The sequence below is a fragment of the Pseudomonas sp. NPDC088368 genome (assembly GCF_044753445.1).
Taxonomy (GTDB): Bacteria; Pseudomonadota; Gammaproteobacteria; order Pseudomonadales; family Pseudomonadaceae; genus Aquipseudomonas; species Aquipseudomonas bambusae.
In genome coordinates this window covers 635,651-653,724 of record NZ_JBIVNG010000001.1, presented here as the reverse complement: position 1 = coordinate 653,724, position 18,074 = coordinate 635,651, and the positions used below count along the sequence as shown (strand labels likewise).

Sequence of the window (18,074 nt, the reverse complement as noted above, 5' to 3'; positions counted from 1 at the left end):
CTGAAGAGACAATAAAAATGACTATCAGAAAACTGCTGGGCACCTTGTATGTTCAGGTGATCATCGCCATCGTCCTGGGCGTTATCATCGGTCATCTGCGCCCGGACACCGGCGTAGAACTCAAGCCACTGGGCGATGCGTTCATCAAGCTGATCAAGATGGTAATCGGCCCGATCATCTTCTGCACCGTGGTGTCCGGCATCACCAGCATGCACGACATCAAGCAGGTCGGTCGGGTGGGTGGCAAGGCGCTGCTCTACTTCGAAGTGGTGTCCTCGCTGGCGTTGCTCATCGGGCTGATATTCGCCCACCTGCTGCACCCTGGCGCCGGCTTCAACATCGACATCAAAACCCTCGACGCCAGTGCGGTAAGCGGCTTCGTGAATCAGGCCGATCACGGTGAAGGCATCACCGGATTCCTGCTCCATATTATTCCCGTCACCTTTTTCGACGCGTTCGCCAAAGGTGAAATCCTGCCGATTCTGTTGGTGTCGGTCATGTTCGGTATCTCGCTGGTGCTGATTGGCGAGCGCGCCCGCCCACTTGCCGACTCCATCAGCCAGGCTTCCGAAGTCTTCTTCCGGATCGTCGGCATGATCGCGCGAGTCGCGCCGTTGGGCGCGTTCGGCGCCATCGCCTTCACCACCGGCAAATATGGCATCGGCTCGATGCTGCCGTTGCTCAAGCTGATCGGCACGTTCTACCTGACCGCTTTCGTGTTCGTGGCGTGCGTGTTGGGCGCGATCGCCCGGCTGGCGGGGTTCAGCATCTTCAAGCTGCTGGCACACATCAAATCCGAACTGTTGATCGTCCTCGGCACCAGCACCTCGGAATCGGCTCTTCCTCAACTGATCGAGAAACTCGAAGGGCTGGGCTGCTCCAAAGGCGTGGTCGGGATCGTGGTGCCGACCGGCTACACGTTCAACCTGGACGGCACCAACATCTATATGACAATGGCCGTGCTGTTCCTGGCACAGGCCACCAACATCGACCTGACCATCGAACAACAACTCACGCTCTTACTGGTCACCATGCTCACCTCAAAGGGTGCGGGTGCAGTGGTCGGCGCGGGCTTTGTCGCACTCGCGGCCAGCCTGGCGGTAGTACCGACCGTGCCGGTGGCGGCGATGGTGTTGATCCTGGGCGTAGACCGCTTCATGGCCGAATGCCGGTCGCTGACGAACATCATCGGCAACGCAGTAGCGGCAGTGGTCATCGCGGCATGGGAAGGTCAGCTGGATCGCAGCAAGATGGGGCCTATCGCCCTCAAGAAACACCGCGTGCTTCAGGATGAGCCCGTCTAGGCCCTCCAGATACACGTGTTGGATATCCACCCCTGGTGCAACGCCAAGGGTGGCGAAAGCAGCATCAGCGACACCGGTTGAGCGGTCAGTAAGCGAACTTCATTCGGTTCGCTGAGCGCTCAACTATCGACCACTTCCTCTGTCCCTTCCCGCTCGAATGCCTCGGCCAGTTCGTCCGAATAGACGTCCGCCAGCATTTCACGCAGCAGCTCGGCTTTTTCCTTCCCATACAAGCGTTCGAAACGATTGTGGGCAATGGTCCACAAGCGCGTCGTCTCGGCCAGCTTCTCTTTTCCTTTCTCAGTCAGCGTCACACGCCTGACGCGGTTGTCATGGGCGTCGCGAACGATGGCCAGGTAGCCGTCGCGCTCAAGGGGTTTGATGTTGTGGGAAAGCGCCGTGCGGTCAAGCACCAGATCGCTCGCGAGTTCCGACAGGGTCGGGCTGTTCGAGCGGTCAACGTGGGCGAGGAGGGAATGCTGAGTCTGACGCAGGCCACTGGGCGCGAGCACCGCACCGTACAGAGAGGAAATCCGGCGCGTCGCCTTGCGCAACGCAGAACCGTTGCACGTTCTGTGAATGCTGAAGCCTTGATGGGGCCGAAATTGGGTATTCAAGAGGTACCTACAGTCGCGCATGGATGACGGTTTCCATACTACGCCACCGAACGATCTTCGCCCATCCCGGCGACGATCATCCGACGTCTTGCAGGCCGATCAGCCTAACGCACGGAAACCGGCGCCCGCCGTCCGAGGTACGCCACCACGCCTTTTTGACCAGATCAGTCTCAAGGCACCCACCACTGACCATCCCGAACGCTGTACCGGCGGGGATGATCATTCGTGTCCCGGGTCTGCTACAGGACGAGCCGGCCGTCTTCACAACGGTGGCCAGCACCATCTCGTTATCCCGGCACTGATGCTGCCGGATGGCGTCAAGCACAGCGGTGATATCTGACATACGAAACCTCCCCACCGCCTGTCACCGGGAGATGTGCTCAGAGCTCTTTTTTCCGTTCCTGTACGCGTTCAGCCGTGACGGTTCCGCCACTGTCCCCAAAGCGATTGAGGATGAAGGTGCTCACGGCTGCCAGCTCCTGATCGCTGTAGTTTTTGGCGAAATCCGGCATGAAATGATCGCGGGGCATGCCCGGATAGGTGTGGCCTGTCAGCAAGACGCCGAGCAGGTTGGCGGCGGTTTTGTCATTAACGGTTTTGGTGCCCGACAAGGTCGCGACGTCGCTGTTATTGCCTTCGCCCGTCACCTTGTGACAACCCGCACAGGCGTCTGCGAAGATTTTCTGACCCAGCACCCTCTGTGGATCGGTCGTGCTGGATACCGGAGTGGCCGCGCTGCGCGGTGCCGGTCTCGGCACACCGCCCTGTTGCGGTTTCGAATCTTTGAGGTACACCGCAACGGCGCGCACGTCAGCGGGATCAAGCTTGCTGAGACTGTGCTCCACCACTTCAGACATCGGCCCAGCGGCGACGCCGCGACCCGGCTGATAACCATGCGTCAGGTAATGGGTCAGCTCTTCGATGGACCAGCTCCCGACACCCGTTTGCGCATCCGAACTGATGTTGTAAGCACGCCAGCCTTCGATCTCGGCACCACCGAGCGCTTTCGAACTGACCGTCGCCTGCATCAGGTTGCGCGGGGTATGGCACTCACCGCAGTGACCAGGGCCTTCAACCAGATACGCACCCCGGTTCCACTCGGCCGACTTTTCAGGCGTCACGGCAAAACGGGCGTTGTCGAAAAACATCCAGTTCCAGATGGCCATGCCCCAACGCTGGTTGAACGGGAACGCCAGCGTGTCAGGCCGTGATTTCTCGTGAACCGGCGGCAGGCTGAACAGGTACTGCTTAATCGCCAGAATGTCTTCGCGCGGCATCAACGTGTACGAGGTGTAAGGGAAGGCCGGGTAGTAATGCTTGCCGTCCTTGCCCACACCCTGTTGCACGGCGCTGACAAAATCATCATCGGACCAGGTACCGATACCGGTTTCCTTGTCCGAGGTGATGTTGGGGGTAAACAGCGAGCCGAACGGCAGCTTGAACTCACGTCCACCCGCGAACTTCTTCCCGTCCTGAACGGTGTGACAAGCCACGCAGTCCGCGGTGTTGGCGATGTACTCGCCACGCTTGATCACGTCTTCGTCTGCCGCACTTGCCGACAAAACCCAGCCGAGCAGGGACGACGCAATCACATAAGATGCAATGTTTTTCATAGGAACACCTAGACGATGTAGTAGCCGGAACGTTTCAACGGCAGCTGCCGAATCCTTTTGCCAGAAGCGGCATGCAACGCATTGACCAAGGCAGGCGCAATCAACGCCGTGCCCGCCTCCCCTACACCGCCGGGCGATGCCTCGCTGGCGATAATGTGTACTTCGACCGGCGGGGCGTCGCTCATCCTGATCTGCCGGTAGTTGTGGAAGTTGTTCTGCTGGACCCGACCGTCAGCCACGGTGATCTCATTGAACAAGGAGGCCGAGAGGCCAAACAGCGTGCCCCCTTCGATCTGCGCCATGATCGAGGTCGGGTTCGTCACCACCCCGCAGTCAACAGCGCTGACCAGACGGGTGATCCGAATGCCGAACTCCCCAACCATCTCCAGCTCTACCATCGTGGCGACGTAGCTGCCGAACACCGCGCTGACGGAAACGCCGCGGCCCGCCCCTTTTTTCAAAGGCCGGTTCCAGTCACCCTTCTCCGCGACAAGGCTCAGGGCCGCACGGGCGCGAGGATCTTCGCAGACCTGCAAACGGTACTGGACCGGATCGACACCCGCGTTGTGGGCCAGCTCATCGATGAAGCTTTCCAGCGCGTAGGTGCCCCGCAACGGACCCACGCCCCGCCACCAGGACACTGGCAAGACTTTCGCCTCTTCCCGGATGTAACGCAGGGTGTGATGGGTCAGCGCATAGATCGGCTCTTTCGATACCTCGATGACGTCCCGGTCAATGCCAGTCGGTGGCAGCTTACCGGCATAGCGCGCAACGACGGATGAACCGGCAATGCGATGCTCCCAGCCGTTCGGAATCTTGTGTTCGTCCAGCGCGGCGACCAGATGATCCAGGTAGTGAGGGCGGTACATGTCATGAGTCATGTCCTCTTCACGGGACCAGGTCATCTTGATCGGGTACGAGACGTGCTTCGCGATCTGCACCGCTTGAGTGATGAAGTCAAAGTCCAGACGACGTCCGAACGACCCGCCGATCAGTTGGTTATGCACCACGATTTTCTCGGGCGGCAAACCGGTGACCTTCGCAGCCGTCGCTTGCGCCGCCCCCGGCACTTGAGTGCCCACCCAGAGGTCGCAACCGTCAGGGCGAACGTGAACCACACAGGTCATGGGTTCCAGTGGCGAGTGCGACCAGAACGGTTGCTCGTACGTCGCCTCGAAGCGCGAGGAAGCGCCGTCGAGGGCTTTGCGAATGTTGCCTTTTTCGACGGCAACCACACCGTCGGTGGTGATGGCTTTCGCCAGGCCGGCTTCGATGATTTCGGAGTTCATCGACGCGAACTCGCCCAAATCCCATTCGATCTCCAGCGCCTTGAGGCCTTCGAAACAGGCCCAGGTGTGAACGCCGATCACGGCCACCGCGTTGTCGAGTTTGACGACATCGACCACCCCCGGCACGCGCCGGGCAGCCGAATCGTCAACGCTTTTCAGCTTGCCGCCGTACACCGGGCACGCTGAAGTCGAGGCGTAGCGCATCTCAGGAACTGTCAGGTCGATGGTGAATTTGGTCTGACCGTTGACCTTGTGCGGCGTGTCGAGGCGCTGAGCAGGCGACCCGAGCAGCGTGAAGTCCTTCGGCGACTTGAGCGGCACATTGGTTGGCGCAGGAAGCAGCGAAGCTTCGCGCACGAGCTCACCGTAGCCCAGCTTCCGGCCATCGGGCGCAATCACGAAGCCAGCTTTTGCAACGCATTGGCTCGGGGCGATGTTCCAGCGTATGGCGGCGGCCTGGGTCAGGAGGATCCTCGCGGTGGCACCGGCCGCGCGCAACGGATTCCAGACATAACGCGTGGACGTCGATCCACCGGTCGCCTGTCCGTGAAGAATGGTGTCGGCATACAACGCCTCGTTGGGCGGTGCCTCCTGAATCGTGACCTGGCTCAGCGGCACTTCAAGCTCTTCGGCGACCATCATGGCGATGCCGGTCTGAATGCCCTGCCCCATCTCGATTTTTGGCGAGATGACCGTCACATTCCCTTGAATGTCTACACGGACAAATGCGCCGAAACCGTCAGAGTTGTCGCCCAGGCGCGCGTTGGCCACCGTTTCGGCGGCGGCACTGCGCGCCATGGCGACTGGCAGCCAGGCACTGACGGTCAATCCGGCAAACGTTGCCGCCGAACCTTGCAGGAAATGACGGCGCGAGACTGCACCCACAGATGCTTTTGACTTGGCCATGGGGCGCCTCAGCTAAGTGTGATTGTTTTAATAGTGTTGCGAATGCGTGAGTAGGTGGCGCAGCGGCACAAGTTACCCGACATGGCGGTCACAATATCGGACTCACTGGCGTGCGGGTTTTTATGAAGCAGTGCAACAGTGCTCATGATTTGCCCTGACTGACAATAGCCACACTGAACAACTTCGGCCGCGAGCCAGGCCTCTTGCACTTCTTTGCCCACGGCATCATTTTCAATCGCTTCAATGGTAGTGACCGACTTGCCGGCAACTTTCGACACGGGCAATACACACGAACGAACAGGTTGTCCGTCAACGTGAACCGTGCACGCGCCACATTGTGCAATTCCGCACCCGTACTTAGTTCCGGTCAAACCGATGACATCCCGGAGTACCCACAACAAAGGCATCTCTTCCGGCACTTCAACCGATCGTTCAACACCGTTAACTAAAAGCGTTTGCATAGCCGCCTCTCTATATGCCAACGGCCCTTGATTGGCCATCGCGCAAGACATTGAATATCGATTGAACAGACACTGTTGAACCCGGATGACGAATGATCTCCGGTGGAAGTCTCTGGTACGTGGTTCGCCTGCTTACAAGCGCTTCAGCAGCGTGAAGTGCCGGCCACGGGAGCTGTGAGGGACATTACATCCACTGCGCGCGTTTACCTACGTCGGATATCCACCTTTTTCGGACATTTTTTCGGCCGCAATGTCATGTCCGAAAAAGTTGGATAAACGACATGGAGCAATAAGGGGTTCGATCATAACCTGAGCGCAAATCAGGAGAACAACCTGGCTCATTGCGACACCAGTAATTCCCCTGAAACAACTGACCAATCACACTCATTAGGAACTGCATCATGAACGTACTGAAAGTTGGCGGTGCTCTGCTGGCTCTGGGTCTGGCCGTATCGAATGCTTACGCCGCCGAACCGTCCAAGGGCAAAGTGCTGGTTGTCATGTCCAGCGCTAAAATGCTTGATCTTAAAGAAGGCAAGAAGTACGAAACAGGTTACTACCTGAATGAACTGGCCACCCCTTTGAAAGCCATTGTGGATGCCGGTTATACCCCGGTATTCGCTGACCCACAAGGCAATGAGCCTCAGATGGACGCCAGCTCCAACAATGATATGTTCTTCGACAAAGATGCCAGCAAGCGCGAAGAAGCCTTGAAGTTTGTTGCCAGCTTCGACGGTTTGAAACATCCACTGAAACTGTCCGCCGTCGCGGCTAAAGGCACGTCGGAATACAAAGGTCTGTTCATGCCAGGCGGACACGCCCCGATGCAAGACCTGATGAAAGACAAGGATCTGGGCAAGATCCTGACCCAATTCCACAGCACCGGCCGTCCAACCGGCATCATCTGCCACGGCCCTATCGCCCTGCTGGCAGCTGCCCACGACCCGGTTGCTCTGGACAAGGCACTGATTTCCGGTGACGACAACGCAGTGAAATCTCTGGCTAAAGGCTGGCCGTACGCTGGCTACAAAGTCTCCGTCTTCTCCAAAGGCGAAGAGCAGCAGATCGAACCAGGCCAACTGAAAGGTTCGGTACTGTTCTACAACGACGACGCCCTGGCCAAAGCTGGCGCAGTGGTTGATAACGGCGAAGCCTGGAAACCGCACGTCGTTGTAGACCGCGAGCTGGTCACCGCGCAACAACCGTTCTCTGATCATGAATTTGGTCAGAAACTGGTGACTGCACTCAACGCTAAGAGCCACTGAGTCAGTCCATGGTTTTCCTCGATTGATGCCTTTGTTCATGCCATGAATCAGGTGCACCCTCGAACGTATGGTCCTGCGTCAATCCGCCGAAAGAAATGGGGCCTTACCGGACATGCTGCATCAGTGGTTGAACAACATCAGGGGATGGCAACGTGTAACAGAGTTGCCAGGGGCCGGTCGGGTTTCTCGACCGGCCCGTTTTTTTGCCTCTTCTACTTTTTTTTCTTACAAAAAAAATGGCGCGGTACACAGCCCGCACCATTTTGCCCATCGACGAAATCAAGGTTTCGGTGCGTACTGCATCTCGCCATTGCCAAACGACCAGTCTTCACGCTGCACATCGATCAACGTGATGAACACGTCTTCCTTGCGAATGCCGGCGCGTTCGTGAATGCCGTCCGCGATCGCTTTGTAGAACGCCTTCTTGACCTCGATGGAGCGTCCAGCGTTCCAGGTCACCTGAATGAACACGATCTGCGGCGTGTACGTCACGCCCAGGTAACCCTCTTCCGGGTAGATCAATTCTTCTTTGGCATGGCGGGTGACGATCTGATAGAGGTCATTGGCCGGCACGTTGGCGACGCCGGTCATGGCTTCATAAATGACAGCGCCGATGATTTTGACGGTTTCGGCAGAGGTGTCTGCTGCAACATCGATTCTGGCGAGAGGCATGGCATTTCCTTGTTTCAGGCATGAAAGGTTGGGGGTCGTGGCGATACACCGAAAGCGGCGTTTCACTCAAAATAAATGTCTTTCAACATCTATTGAATAGATGTTTTACATCATGTATTTTCCGTTGGCAAGCCTGATGAGCACATGAGTGAGCGGCAGGGCTAATGCCAGAAAAAATCCAAAAAACGCTGAGGAACGACGATGAAATTTGCCAAGGTCTTAGCTGAAGACAATCGCCCTACACCTGCACTGATCGACGACAAGAGTAGACGCTACTGGCCGCTGAACGAGCTTCAGGCCCAGTTTTCAGGAAGCCTGGACGAGCTGATCGCGAATTGGGAAGACGTTGCTGCCGGGCTTGGCGCTCAAGGCGCGGGCAAATCCCTTGAGGGCGTTAAGGTTTTGGCGCCCCTCGCACCTAAGCGAAACATCTTCTGCGTAGGCAAGAATTATCACGAGCACGCGGCTGAGTTCAGCAAATCCGGCTTCGATCACAGTGCAAAAGACGGAGAGATCGCCCCTGAGTTTCCTGTGATTTTCACCAAGACACCGGACTCGGTCATCGGCCATCTGGACCCCATTCCCCCACACGCCGGCGTCACCCAACAACTGGATTACGAGGCGGAACTGGGCGTCATCATCGGCAAAGGCGGCCGCGGGATCTCGAAAGAAAACGCGTACGCCCACGTCTGGGGCTACACCATCATCAACGACGTCACGGCGCGCGATCTGCAAAAAAACCATCGTCAGTGGTTCCTTGGCAAATCCCTCGACGGCTTTTGCCCCATGGGGCCATGGATCGTCACCGCTGATGAATTCAACCCCGAAAACGCCACAATCAAGTGCTGGGTGAATGAAGAGTTGAGGCAGCAGGCGAATGTGAACGCGCTGATTTTCGACATTCCTGCACTGATCGAATGCCTGTCTGCGGGCATCGAGCTCAAGCCTGGCGATGTCATCAGCACCGGAACCCCGGTCGGTGTCGGCATCGGTTTCACCCCGCCGCGTTTTCTTCACCCGGGTGATAACGTTCGCATCGAAATCGAAGGCATCGGCACACTCGAAAACCGCATCGACCAGGACTGACGTCCGAGCGCCATCCTGCGCCATCCTGCGCCCTCTGGCACTTGCCGCGTCGAAACGGCCAGCGAGCGCCAAAGGGTCAGCCTTTAAGCCCTCAAATCGGCACCGCTCATTCCTCAGCACCCGCACCCGGGCGATCGAGAAGATCCGCTCGTGGGCGCCGACTCAGACGCCAGATCAATACCGCTGACGTCCCCGCAATCAGTGCAGCGATCATCAACGCCAGGGAAAACCCCGATGCGCTGCTCAGTCGAGCAGCCAGGAGTGCAGACGCGTGCACCGAAGGATCGATGGAAGGCCCTGCGCTCCGCCCATTTCCTGTGAGCACCTGATCCAGAAACTGATGGGCTTCAGCCGTATTCAACCCCAACGACCGCGCCGGTCCTACTTCGAACACGGCATGGGCATGTTGCGCCAGTGCGGCGCCCAGAACGCCAACCGCCAGGACGATACTGGCAAAACGAGTGGACTGGGCAATGCCGGAGACCATCCCGGTATTTTCGGGTGGGGCCGCTCCCATGATGGCTCGCTGGGTAGTGCCGTTGAGCATTCCTGCTCCGAACCCGATCAGCGACATTCCAAGCGCTACCCACAGGTAATGGGAAGAGGTCACCAGACAGGCAGTGAGGATATTGCCAGCGCAAACAGTCGCCAATCCGACCGTCAGAAGCCAGTGCGCCGACCTGTCACGCCCAATGAAATTGCCCGCGTGCGGGCCTATGACCATCGCAACCGCGAACGGCAGCATCGAAACACCTGCCATCAACGGGCTCAGGTCGAACCAGGTCTGCAGATACAGCGGGAAAAAACTCAACAACACCTGTGCAGAGGCGGAATACCCGAACATGCCAATCACACCCGCCGAGAAACGAGGATTCCTGAACAAACGAAACTCCACCATCGGCTGCTGCCGGGTCGTTTGGATCAGAATGAACAGTACGAACAGCGCGAGGCTCACACTGAATTTGGCGAGCGTGAGAAAGCTAAACAAGCCATCTCCATTCACAGAGATAAGCCCCCAGATCAGCAGCGCCAGGGCGAGAGGAAATGTCACGCTGCCCATCACATCGATCGGCCGGCGAACCGCAGCTTTCGATTCGGGTATCCAGCGAATCACGCTATACGCAATGAGTGTCCCGAGCGGCACGTTGATCAGGAAAATCGCCTTCCAACCGATCAATTGAGTGATGAACCCTCCCAGCAGCGGCGAGAGGCAGATCGTCAACCCCATGCATGTGCCCCAGATTTCCCATGCGCGTGCAGCCACCGGGCGTTGCGCGAAAGCATTGCCGATGATGGCCAGCGCCGACGTGAGCTGAAAAGCCGCGCCCACCCCTTGAAATGCTCGCGCGATGTTCAACGCGGTGATCGTTCCGGCCAGCCCGCACGCCACCGACGAGACACAGAAAATCGCCAATCCGGTGAGCAAAATGCGCCGCCTGCCAAACCGGTCTGCAAAGCCGCCGGCAGGCAACAGACACGAGGCAAACGTGATCATGTAGGCACTGATCACCCACTCCAGTGACTGGAAAGATGCGGTGAAACTGTCGGAAATCGACGGCAAGACCAACGCGACCATGTTGGCGTCCATGACCACCAGCACACACAGCGTGGTAGCGATCAAGAGCAGTCGCCAGTCTGCCGCTGTCCAGCGACTGACGTCTTGGTTATGTGCATTCATGTGCAACCCCACGCTGTGCCCGTGATGACCACGCAACGGTTGCGAGATCTCTGGAAACCAAAATAGATGAGCATTAAAATCTATTCAATAAATTTTAATGATCATCTATTGGCAGCAATGAGCGCGACTATGATTGCACCTTGAACGCATCGAAATGGTTCACTCAGGTTCAATTCAACACCGGTCTTTTGCTCACCATGACAGTGAGCGAACTCTTATATATGATGCCTAAAATCTATTTACGCGTGAGGAGAGGTTTCCATGCCCAGAGTTTCCCGGCAGCAAACTGAATTGAACCGTGTCGCCATCACCGAAACAGCCGCCCGGCTCTACCGTGAGCGCGGATTGAACGGCGTCAGCGTCGCAGAAGTCATGAACGAGGCAGGCCTCACCCATGGCGGTTTTTATGGACACTTCGAATCCAAAGAGGCACTGGCGACGGAAGCCTGCGCTCACGCATTCGAGCAGTCAGCGATTGCCTGGAAAGAAAAGATCGCCAGCCACCGTAAAAAACGGAAAGCCCGAAAGGCGATCGTCGATCACTACCTCGCGTCGTCCAAGCGCGACACTGCCGCGGACACCTGCCCTGTTGTGGCATTCTCGGGTGACATGTCCCACGAAGATAAACAGTCAGCGCTTCATCAGACGTACATCAAGGGGCTAGGCGTATTGATGGACGCTTATCTTTCCACCGTTGAACCCGGCGCCTCACCGCAAGATGAAACCGCCAGGCGTCAGGCCGCGCTGGTCGAATACTCACTGATGGTAGGCGCCATGACCCTCGCGCGCGCCACGGGCAAAACGGCCCTGTCGGACGAGATCCTGAAATCCGCGCGCACGTTCCTGAACTCGGACATTTCAGCGGTCGAGAGCCTGAGCGAAGTGAAAGGGGTCGAATAAGAAGCAAACAGGCGATTTCGCCGATCGCTGATGAGAGTGGTGTCCCAGGCGGGGTTCGAACCTGCAACCTTCCCCTTAGGAGGGGGATGCTCTATCCAATTGAGCTACTGAGACACTGTACCGACGCTCTGAACGGCGCCAGCGGGACGGCGAGCATGTTAACGGCAAGCCCTTGTTTTGTCATGTCGTCATTGCCGTTTTGGGCTGTAGGCCGCCGGGGATTTGGCTGGCGACGAGTGTTCATCATGCAAATTGCAATGACGCAAAATGACATCATTGCAAAGTGCAACCCAGGCACAACTCCATTTCTATTTAACTCATTGATTTTATTAGTTTTAATTTAACAATTCGCTTGGCATGCAGACTGCATTCTCACTCTCGTGCAATCCCCTTCATACACAACTCCAAACGAAGGTAAACGAGATGAACATGACTCTCTCCCTGTTGAATGCTGCGGCTCTGGTCGCATTGGTGGCTTTCCACTTCCAGGCTGACGGCAGCAAAACCGAGAGCGTCGCGGTTCAGGCTCAACCGCATTACCTCGTTAAACAGACCCCACGATTCGCCGTCATGCCAGCGCAACGGTCTGACGCCATGCTGGCCAACGATACTGACGAAGCCATTCCGGTTGATCGGTCTCAACGCTGGGTTTTTTGAGCGCACGAGGCGTGACTGGGGTTTGCCGATCCGTTTATTGAACAGAGAAAAGCCATGTCAAAAGCAGCACTGTCCTTTCTGATTCTCGCCATCATGGGCGTCGCGGCGGATCAACTGCTTCCTTCATCAATGGAAGCGCTTGGAACGGTTGCCAAGGTGGCCGCCGGCACGTTTGCCACGCTGTTCCTCGCCGCGCTGGTGGTGGGACGCCGCATCAAGTTCGACCCGGTACTGCGTCAGGCCAACGGCGGGCGTTGAAGCCACGCCCAGTGTCCATCGCCTCTTCCCCTCGCGCCCGTTGACGCTTTGCCAAAAGACCCTTCGTCTCTTTCTCGGCATCATTCTCGAAATTTCTTACAGACGCTTCTACGCTGAAGACAGATAGCCATCATTGCGGAAACCCGCGTAGTCTGTGGCTGGCGGTCGGATGAGTGGTATCCGGGAACTTTGCTAACCAGAACGCATTTCGGATAATTGGTGCTGGCTAAACGCCTTTATCTAGTTCAATATTTGTCACAGATTTGACGCCAAGGTTCCGACGTATTGATGCATGATGACGGACCTTTATGCTGGCAGGTTGAACATTTCGCCGAAATGACAGTCAGACGATGACATCTCGCGGCCAAATGCATGAACCGCCTCCCCTTTGAACTAAATCGGTTAAATATATGAGCCCTATGAAACAGGCCAATTATTCCAGTCGCACAGCTGACAAGTTCGTTGTCCGTCTCCCGGAAGGTATGCGCGAGCGTATTGCGGAAGTCTCCAAAGACAACCATCGCAGCATGAACTCTGAAATTATTGCGCGTCTCGAACAAAGCCTGATTCAAGAAGGCGCACTGGGCGACGAGCCTAAGCTGCGTCTCGACAGCCCGGAGCTGTCATTGCATGAACGTGAGCTGCTGCAGCGCTTCCGCCAACTTGCTCACCGCCAGCAAAACGCTCTGGTTTCGCTGATTGCTCACGACACCAGCCTGGCCGCCGACGACGAATAAGTCCGAAGCGTCAGAGACTCAAAAGCCAGCATTCAGCTGGCTTTTTTTGTGGGCGTCATCGATGGGAGCCCGCCGATTTCAGGATAAAAAAAACCGCCCTTGAAGGCGGTTTTTTTATGAGGCTGGCTTAGAGCAAAAACACTGTCGCCAGCCCAAGAAAGATGAAGAAACCGCCACTGTCAGTCATCGCGGTGATCATCACGCTGGAGCCCATCGCCGGGTCACGTCCCAGTTTGGCCAGTGTCATCGGGATCAGCACGCCCATGAACGCCGCGAGCAGCAAGTTCAACGTCATCGCTGCGGTCATGACCACGCCCAGCGACCAGCTGTGGTAAAGCAGGTAGGCCACGATACCGATAACCCCGCCCCACACCAGACCGTTGACCAGGGCCACGCCCAGTTCCTTGCGCATCAAACGCGAGGTGTTGCCCGTGCTGACCTGATCCAGCGCCATCGCCCGTACGATCATGGTGATGGTCTGGTTGCCAGAGTTACCGCCAATACCCGCCACGATCGGCATCAAGGCCGCCAGCGCCACCAGCCTCTCGATCGAGCCTTCGAACAAGCCGATCACGCGGGAAGCGATGAAGGCCGTGATCAGGTTAACCGCCAGCCAGGACCAGCGGTTGCGCAGCGAGCGCCACACCGAGGCGAAGATGTCTTCTTCCTCGCGCAGACCTGCCATGTTCAATACTTCGGTTTCGCTCTCTTCACGAATCAGATCGACCATTTCATCAATGGTCAGACGGCCAATCAGCTTGCCGTTCTTGTCCACGACCGGCGAGGAAATCAAGTCGTAGCGCTCGAAGGCCTGAGCCGCCTCGTAAGCATCGCCGTCCGGGTGAAAACTCACCGGGTCACTGGCCATGACGTCCGACACTTGTTTTTCAGGGTCGTTGACCAACAGGCGCTTGATGGGGAGTACGCCTTTCAGCACGCCGTCGTAATCCACCACGAAGAGTTTGTCGGTATGGCCCGGCAGCTCTTTCAGTCGACGCAGGTAACGCAGAACGACTTCGAGGCTGACGTCTTCGCGAATGGTGACCATCTCGAAGTCCATCAGCGCGCCGACCTGTTCCTCATGGTAGGACAACGCCGAACGAACGCGCTCGCGTTGCTGGCTGTCGAGGGCTTCCATCAGCTCATGGACGACATCCCGGGGCAGCTCGGGCGCCAGGTCCGCGAGCTCGTCCGCGTCCATTTCCTTGGCGGCAGCGAGCAACTCATGATCGTCCATGTCGGCGATCAGCGTCTCACGAACGGAGTCGGACACTTCGAGAAGAATGTCGCCGTCGCGCTCGGCCTTCACCAGTTGCCAGACCGTCAGACGGTCTTCAACCGGAAGAGCTTCGAGAATATAGGCGACGTCGGCAGAGTGCAGATCATCGAGCTTGCGTTGCAGCTCAACGAGGTTTTGGCGATGGACCAGGTTCTCAACGCGATCCTGGTGCTGGCCTTCCTGGCGATGAGTCAGGTCTTCGACGATGCGCTGACGTTGCAGCAGGTCGACGACTTGTGCGAGGCGATCCTGAAGGCTTTCCTGCGTTTTTTTTACTTCGATTTCGGTCATAGGCGAACTCCACTCCCAGCAGTGGACCGCGCCGGAAGATCAATCAGTCGATTCGTGATTGGTACAGCTTAATTCTGAGTTGCTACTGGGTAAGTCCATGGAGGTATTCCACAAGCCCCGGCGGGGCTGACGGGCGCAATCATACACCCCTTGCCGGGTCTTCATGTTAAAAATTCAACGCGGAACAAGCGCTTGCAACACAATGTTAAGCATTGTCCGAGTCGTTATTGCTACGACGTCACATCAAGAGAAGAAAACACGCTCGCCAGTCAAATTTCATCTGGCTAGGCTTTCTTGACACCCGTCAAGGAGGACGTCGACATGCCGTTGGACATCCGCAACACCCTTATTGCTGCCTTGCTGATCGCGCCCGCCTGCACATGGGCAACGACGGTCAACCGTTGCGAGGACGATAACGGACGTATCACGTTTACAACCCTCGGCTGCCCCACCGGCCAAAACCCGACGACACATGAGGTTCACAGCCCGCTTCCTGGAACCGTTCAAGCGCCCCCTTCCAGACACGCTGGCTCAGTAAAGAATCAGACCAACGCCGAACTGGTGATTGTCGGTCAACGAGACGACGGTTGCGGCAACGTGTTGAGCGCGGAGCAACGCCGCAAGGCCATCATCAATCAACAGACGCCGGCAGGCATGACCAAACGGGATGTGGAAAGCCTTCTCGGCAAGCCCGATAAAATCATAGGCCGCAACGCCGAGGTGCGTTATGTGTATGAAGAAAAGAAAGGTCGAAGCCGGCAGGTGACGTTCGATGAGCACGGCTGCGTGAAAGGTACGCGACAAAAAGGCAAGGCAGGAACATAAACCTTGGAAAGCAAAAAGCCCGCATTTACATGCGGGCTTTTCGTTTTATGGTGCACTCGACAGGATTCGAACCTGTGACCGCTCGGTTCGTAGCCGAGTACTCTATCCAGCTGAGCTACGAGTGCAAATGGCGCTTGATGAACCAGATCACCTCTGGTCACTGCATTTTACTTCTGGAAGTGAGTGGTACTTCCGAAGACCTGTTGAAGCCAGGCTCTTTCTTAAAGTCGCCGTTTGTATCACTACAAACAACGCTTAAATGGTGCACTCGACAGGATTCGAACCTGTGACCGCTCGGTTCGTAGCCGAGTACTCTATCCAGCTGAGCTACGAGTGCATTTGTTGCCGCGCATTATAGGCCGTCAAATCTTTTGGTCAAGAACTTTTTTCTAGTAAATTCAACAACTTACCGATCAAGCCAGATTACAACGTACTACGCAAATAATGGCGGAGAACGGGGGATTCGAACCCCCGACACCCTTTTGAGGTGTACTCCCTTAGCAGGGGAGCGCCTTCGGCCACTCGGCCAGCTCTCCGCAACACGGGGCGTATAATAACCACCCTTTTCCCCGTTTGCAAACCAAAAATTCAATAAAAATTAATGGCTTGGTTCCTGGTCCTTCTCTTTCTTGATGCGCAGGTAAATCTCTTCCCGGTGAACAGCCACTTCCTTGGGCGCGTTGACCCCAATTCGTACTTGATTACCTTTAACGCCGAGTACAGTTACGGTGATTTCACCGTCACCGATTATCAGGCTCTCCGCGCACCGACGGGTCAAAATCAGCATACCTATCTCCTCAACCTGAATTCAGGGACAACAGTCTGCACAACCATAAAGGCATTGGCCCGCACCAGAAGAGGCAACGGGCCAGTGTCGTGAGTATTGACTAGCGTCGGAAAAAAAACAGCTTTCTCGCGCACATCAGAAACACGAAGGGCGCGGAGTCGTCCGCGCCCTTCGGCAAAACCCTTACTCGCCCTTGCGGGGTGCGTCGAGCTCGAACGCCGTGTGCAGCGCACGAACCGCCAGTTCCAGGTACTTCTCCTCAATGACCACCGATACCTTGATTTCGGATGTGGAGATCATCTGGATGTTGATGGTTTCCTTCGCCAGCGCTTCGAACATGCGGCTCGCAACGCCTGCGTGGGAACGCATGCCCACGCCGACGATGGAGACCTTGGCAATCTTGGTGTCGCCGATCACTTCGCGCGCGCCGATTTCCTTGGCGGTATTCTGCAAGACGCTCAGCGCCTGCTCGTACTCGTTGCGGTGCACGGTGAAGGTGAAGTCGGTGGTGTTATCGTGCGCAACATTCTGCACGATCATGTCGACTTCGATGTTCGCGGCACTGATCGGGCCGAGGATCTTGAAGGCAACACCCGGGGTGTCTGGCACGCCACGGATTGTCAGCTTGGCTTCGTCACGGTTGAAGGCGATGCCCGAAATGATCGGCTGTTCCATGGATTCCTCTTCATCGATGGTAATGAGGGTACCCGGACCCTCCTTGAAGCTGTGCAGCACGCGCAGCGGAACGTTGTACTTGCCGGCGAACTCCACCGAGCGGATCTGCAACACTTTCGAGCCCAGGCTGGCCATTTCCAGCATTTCTTCGAAGGTGATCTTTTCCAGACGCTGTGCTTGAGGCACTACACGCGGGTCGGTGGTGTAAACGCCATCGACGTCAGTGTAAATCTGGCACTCATCGGCCTTCAGCGCAGCAGCCAACGCCACACCCGTGGTGTCCGAACCACCGCGACCCAAGGTCGTGATGTTGCCGTTTTCGTCGACGCCCTGGAAACCGGCGACGACGACAACGCGACCTTCTTTCAGATCAGCACGAATCTTCTGATCGTCGATCTGCAGAATACGCGCCTTGTTGTGCGCGTTGTCGGTAAGGATGCGCACCTGATTACCGGTGTAGGACACCGCCGGCACGCCACGCTTGATCAGCGCCATGGCCAGCAAGGCAATCGTCACCTGCTCACCGGTGGAGACAATGACGTCCAGCTCACGCGGAACCGGCTGGTCGCTGATCTGCTTGGCCAGGTCGATCAGGCGGTTGGTTTCGCCGCTCATCGCGGACAGCACCACCACCAGATCATCGCCCGCCTCGCGGAATTTCTTGATTTTGTCGGCCACCTGCTCGATGCGCTCGATCGAGCCCACGGAGGTGCCGCCAAATTTTTGTACGATTAAAGCCATCTCAAAGCCGCCTCAGCCCATGACGGGCCCCCG

18 protein-coding genes and 4 tRNA genes are annotated in these 18,074 nt (G+C 57.0%); 8 read left to right on the top strand and 14 right to left on the bottom strand.

Going from position 1 to position 18,074, the window contains the following annotated elements:
* Positions 1-17 precede the first annotated feature (17 nt).
* Entirely contained in the window at positions 18-1,304 is a 1,287-nt protein-coding gene (dctA, locus tag ACIQAL_RS02820; RefSeq protein ID WP_401142123.1) for a C4-dicarboxylate transporter DctA, read from the top strand.
* Positions 1,305-1,423: 119 nt separating this feature from the next.
* Here the strand turns inward: dctA and ACIQAL_RS02815 are convergent, their stop codons facing one another.
* From ACIQAL_RS02815 to ACIQAL_RS02795, 5 genes are all read right to left on the bottom strand, one after another.
* Entirely contained in the window at positions 1,424-1,921 is a 498-nt protein-coding gene (locus ACIQAL_RS02815) for a MarR family winged helix-turn-helix transcriptional regulator (RefSeq protein ID WP_401142120.1), read from the bottom strand.
* A gap of 76 nt (positions 1,922-1,997) precedes the next feature.
* A complete protein-coding gene (locus tag ACIQAL_RS02810) occupies positions 1,998-2,204 on the bottom strand; it encodes an XdhC family protein (protein ID WP_401142397.1) in 207 nt (68 codons plus the stop codon).
* 97 nt (positions 2,205-2,301) lie between these two features.
* Positions 2,302-3,534 (bottom strand): c-type cytochrome, encoded by a 1,233-nt coding sequence (locus tag ACIQAL_RS02805; RefSeq protein WP_401142117.1) that lies wholly within the window; start codon positions 3,532-3,534, stop codon positions 2,302-2,304.
* 8 nt (positions 3,535-3,542) lie between these two features.
* Complete coding sequence (locus ACIQAL_RS02800; protein WP_401142115.1) at positions 3,543-5,729, bottom strand: molybdopterin cofactor-binding domain-containing protein; 2,187 nt, start codon at positions 5,727-5,729, stop codon at positions 3,543-3,545.
* An 8-nt stretch (positions 5,730-5,737) separates the two neighbouring features.
* A complete protein-coding gene (locus ACIQAL_RS02795) occupies positions 5,738-6,190 on the bottom strand; it encodes a (2Fe-2S)-binding protein (protein WP_401142112.1) in 453 nt (150 codons plus the stop codon).
* Positions 6,191-6,591: 401 nt separating this feature from the next.
* Here ACIQAL_RS02795 and ACIQAL_RS02790 point away from each other — a divergent pair, with 401 nt between their 5' ends.
* The gene (locus ACIQAL_RS02790) at positions 6,592-7,455 is read left to right on the top strand and encodes a type 1 glutamine amidotransferase domain-containing protein (RefSeq protein WP_401142109.1); all 864 of its coding nucleotides are present in this window, start codon (positions 6,592-6,594) and stop codon (positions 7,453-7,455) included.
* Between the two features lie 279 nt (positions 7,456-7,734).
* Here ACIQAL_RS02790 and ACIQAL_RS02785 read toward each other — a convergent pair whose 3' ends face one another.
* Complete coding sequence (locus ACIQAL_RS02785; protein ID WP_401142107.1) at positions 7,735-8,127, bottom strand: tautomerase family protein; 393 nt, start codon at positions 8,125-8,127, stop codon at positions 7,735-7,737.
* Positions 8,128-8,328: 201 nt separating this feature from the next.
* Between ACIQAL_RS02785 and ACIQAL_RS02780 the strand changes: the two genes are divergently transcribed.
* Positions 8,329-9,213, top strand: coding sequence for a fumarylacetoacetate hydrolase family protein (locus ACIQAL_RS02780; RefSeq protein ID WP_401142104.1), 885 nt, complete (start codon positions 8,329-8,331; stop codon positions 9,211-9,213).
* A gap of 106 nt (positions 9,214-9,319) precedes the next feature.
* On the opposite strand, the gene ACIQAL_RS02775 is transcribed toward ACIQAL_RS02780, so the two are convergent.
* Complete coding sequence (locus tag ACIQAL_RS02775) at positions 9,320-10,801, bottom strand: MFS transporter (protein WP_401142102.1); 1,482 nt, start codon at positions 10,799-10,801, stop codon at positions 9,320-9,322.
* 351 nt (positions 10,802-11,152) lie between these two features.
* Between ACIQAL_RS02775 and ACIQAL_RS02770 the strand changes: the two genes are divergently transcribed.
* Positions 11,153-11,791, top strand: a complete 639-nt coding sequence (locus ACIQAL_RS02770; protein WP_401142099.1) for a TetR/AcrR family transcriptional regulator — start codon at positions 11,153-11,155, stop codon at positions 11,789-11,791.
* Positions 11,792-11,828: 37 nt separating this feature from the next.
* Here ACIQAL_RS02770 and ACIQAL_RS02765 read toward each other — a convergent pair.
* Positions 11,829-11,905, bottom strand: a tRNA-Arg gene (locus ACIQAL_RS02765).
* Between the two features lie 315 nt (positions 11,906-12,220).
* Between ACIQAL_RS02765 and ACIQAL_RS02760 the strand changes: the two genes are divergently transcribed.
* The 3 genes from ACIQAL_RS02760 (at position 12,221) to ACIQAL_RS02750 (ending at position 13,443) form a co-directional block, all read left to right on the top strand.
* Positions 12,221-12,448, top strand: a complete 228-nt coding sequence (locus ACIQAL_RS02760; protein ID WP_256665030.1) for a hypothetical protein — start codon at positions 12,221-12,223, stop codon at positions 12,446-12,448.
* Between the two features lie 54 nt (positions 12,449-12,502).
* On the top strand, positions 12,503-12,706 hold the full coding sequence (locus ACIQAL_RS02755) for a PA3371 family protein (RefSeq protein ID WP_401142096.1): 204 nt from the start codon (positions 12,503-12,505) through the stop codon (positions 12,704-12,706).
* 410 nt (positions 12,707-13,116) lie between these two features.
* On the top strand, positions 13,117-13,443 hold the full coding sequence (locus ACIQAL_RS02750) for an Arc family DNA-binding protein (protein WP_110947489.1): 327 nt from the start codon (positions 13,117-13,119) through the stop codon (positions 13,441-13,443).
* Between the two features lie 127 nt (positions 13,444-13,570).
* Here the strand turns inward: ACIQAL_RS02750 and mgtE are convergent, their stop codons facing one another.
* Positions 13,571-15,013 carry a magnesium transporter gene (gene mgtE / locus ACIQAL_RS02745; protein ID WP_401142093.1) on the bottom strand — a complete coding sequence of 481 codons (1,443 nt, stop codon included), beginning with the start codon at positions 15,011-15,013 and terminating at the stop codon, positions 13,571-13,573.
* A 321-nt stretch (positions 15,014-15,334) separates the two neighbouring features.
* Here mgtE and ACIQAL_RS02740 point away from each other — a divergent pair, with 321 nt between their 5' ends.
* The gene (locus ACIQAL_RS02740) at positions 15,335-15,838 is read left to right on the top strand and encodes a DUF4124 domain-containing protein (RefSeq protein ID WP_401142091.1); all 504 of its coding nucleotides are present in this window, start codon (positions 15,335-15,337) and stop codon (positions 15,836-15,838) included.
* A gap of 48 nt (positions 15,839-15,886) precedes the next feature.
* On the opposite strand, the gene ACIQAL_RS02735 is transcribed toward ACIQAL_RS02740, so the two are convergent.
* The 5 genes from ACIQAL_RS02735 to ACIQAL_RS02715 form a co-directional block, all read right to left on the bottom strand.
* Positions 15,887-15,963 (bottom strand) — tRNA-Arg (locus ACIQAL_RS02735).
* Between the two features lie 135 nt (positions 15,964-16,098).
* Positions 16,099-16,175, bottom strand: a tRNA-Arg gene (locus tag ACIQAL_RS02730).
* A gap of 108 nt (positions 16,176-16,283) precedes the next feature.
* Positions 16,284-16,374, bottom strand: a tRNA-Ser gene (locus ACIQAL_RS02725).
* Between the two features lie 62 nt (positions 16,375-16,436).
* Complete coding sequence (gene csrA, locus ACIQAL_RS02720; RefSeq protein ID WP_020290522.1) at positions 16,437-16,625, bottom strand: carbon storage regulator CsrA; 189 nt, start codon at positions 16,623-16,625, stop codon at positions 16,437-16,439.
* Positions 16,626-16,808: 183 nt separating this feature from the next.
* Positions 16,809-18,041, bottom strand: a complete 1,233-nt coding sequence (locus ACIQAL_RS02715) for an aspartate kinase (protein WP_401142087.1) — start codon at positions 18,039-18,041, stop codon at positions 16,809-16,811.
* Positions 18,042-18,074: the final 33 nt, after the last annotated feature.

Bases quoted from the DNA above. Each gene is read 5' to 3' on its own strand.
- dctA (WP_401142123.1), top strand. From the start codon at position 18: ATGACTATCAGAAAACTGCTGGGCACCTTGTATGTTCAGGTGATCATC.
- ACIQAL_RS02810 (WP_401142397.1), bottom strand. From the start codon at position 2,204: ATGGTGCTGGCCACCGTTGTGAAGACGGCCGGCTCGTCCTGTAGCAGA.
- ACIQAL_RS02805 (WP_401142117.1), bottom strand. From the start codon at position 3,534: ATGAAAAACATTGCATCTTATGTGATTGCGTCGTCCCTGCTCGGCTGG.
- ACIQAL_RS02800 (WP_401142115.1), bottom strand. From the start codon at position 5,729: ATGGCCAAGTCAAAAGCATCTGTGGGTGCAGTCTCGCGCCGTCATTTC.
- ACIQAL_RS02795 (WP_401142112.1), bottom strand. From the start codon at position 6,190: ATGCAAACGCTTTTAGTTAACGGTGTTGAACGATCGGTTGAAGTGCCG.
- ACIQAL_RS02790 (WP_401142109.1), top strand. From the start codon at position 6,592: ATGAACGTACTGAAAGTTGGCGGTGCTCTGCTGGCTCTGGGTCTGGCC.
- ACIQAL_RS02785 (WP_401142107.1), bottom strand. From the start codon at position 8,127: ATGCCTCTCGCCAGAATCGATGTTGCAGCAGACACCTCTGCCGAAACC.
- ACIQAL_RS02780 (WP_401142104.1), top strand. From the start codon at position 8,329: ATGAAATTTGCCAAGGTCTTAGCTGAAGACAATCGCCCTACACCTGCA.
- ACIQAL_RS02775 (WP_401142102.1), bottom strand. From the start codon at position 10,801: ATGGACGCCAACATGGTCGCGTTGGTCTTGCCGTCGATTTCCGACAGT.
- ACIQAL_RS02770 (WP_401142099.1), top strand. From the start codon at position 11,153: ATGCCCAGAGTTTCCCGGCAGCAAACTGAATTGAACCGTGTCGCCATC.
- ACIQAL_RS02760 (WP_256665030.1), top strand. From the start codon at position 12,221: ATGACTCTCTCCCTGTTGAATGCTGCGGCTCTGGTCGCATTGGTGGCT.
- ACIQAL_RS02755 (WP_401142096.1), top strand. From the start codon at position 12,503: ATGTCAAAAGCAGCACTGTCCTTTCTGATTCTCGCCATCATGGGCGTC.
- ACIQAL_RS02750 (WP_110947489.1), top strand. From the start codon at position 13,117: ATGAGCCCTATGAAACAGGCCAATTATTCCAGTCGCACAGCTGACAAG.
- mgtE (WP_401142093.1), bottom strand. From the start codon at position 15,013: ATGACCGAAATCGAAGTAAAAAAAACGCAGGAAAGCCTTCAGGATCGC.
- ACIQAL_RS02740 (WP_401142091.1), top strand. From the start codon at position 15,335: ATGCCGTTGGACATCCGCAACACCCTTATTGCTGCCTTGCTGATCGCG.
- csrA (WP_020290522.1), bottom strand. From the start codon at position 16,625: ATGCTGATTTTGACCCGTCGGTGCGCGGAGAGCCTGATAATCGGTGAC.
- ACIQAL_RS02715 (WP_401142087.1), bottom strand. From the start codon at position 18,041: ATGGCTTTAATCGTACAAAAATTTGGCGGCACCTCCGTGGGCTCGATC.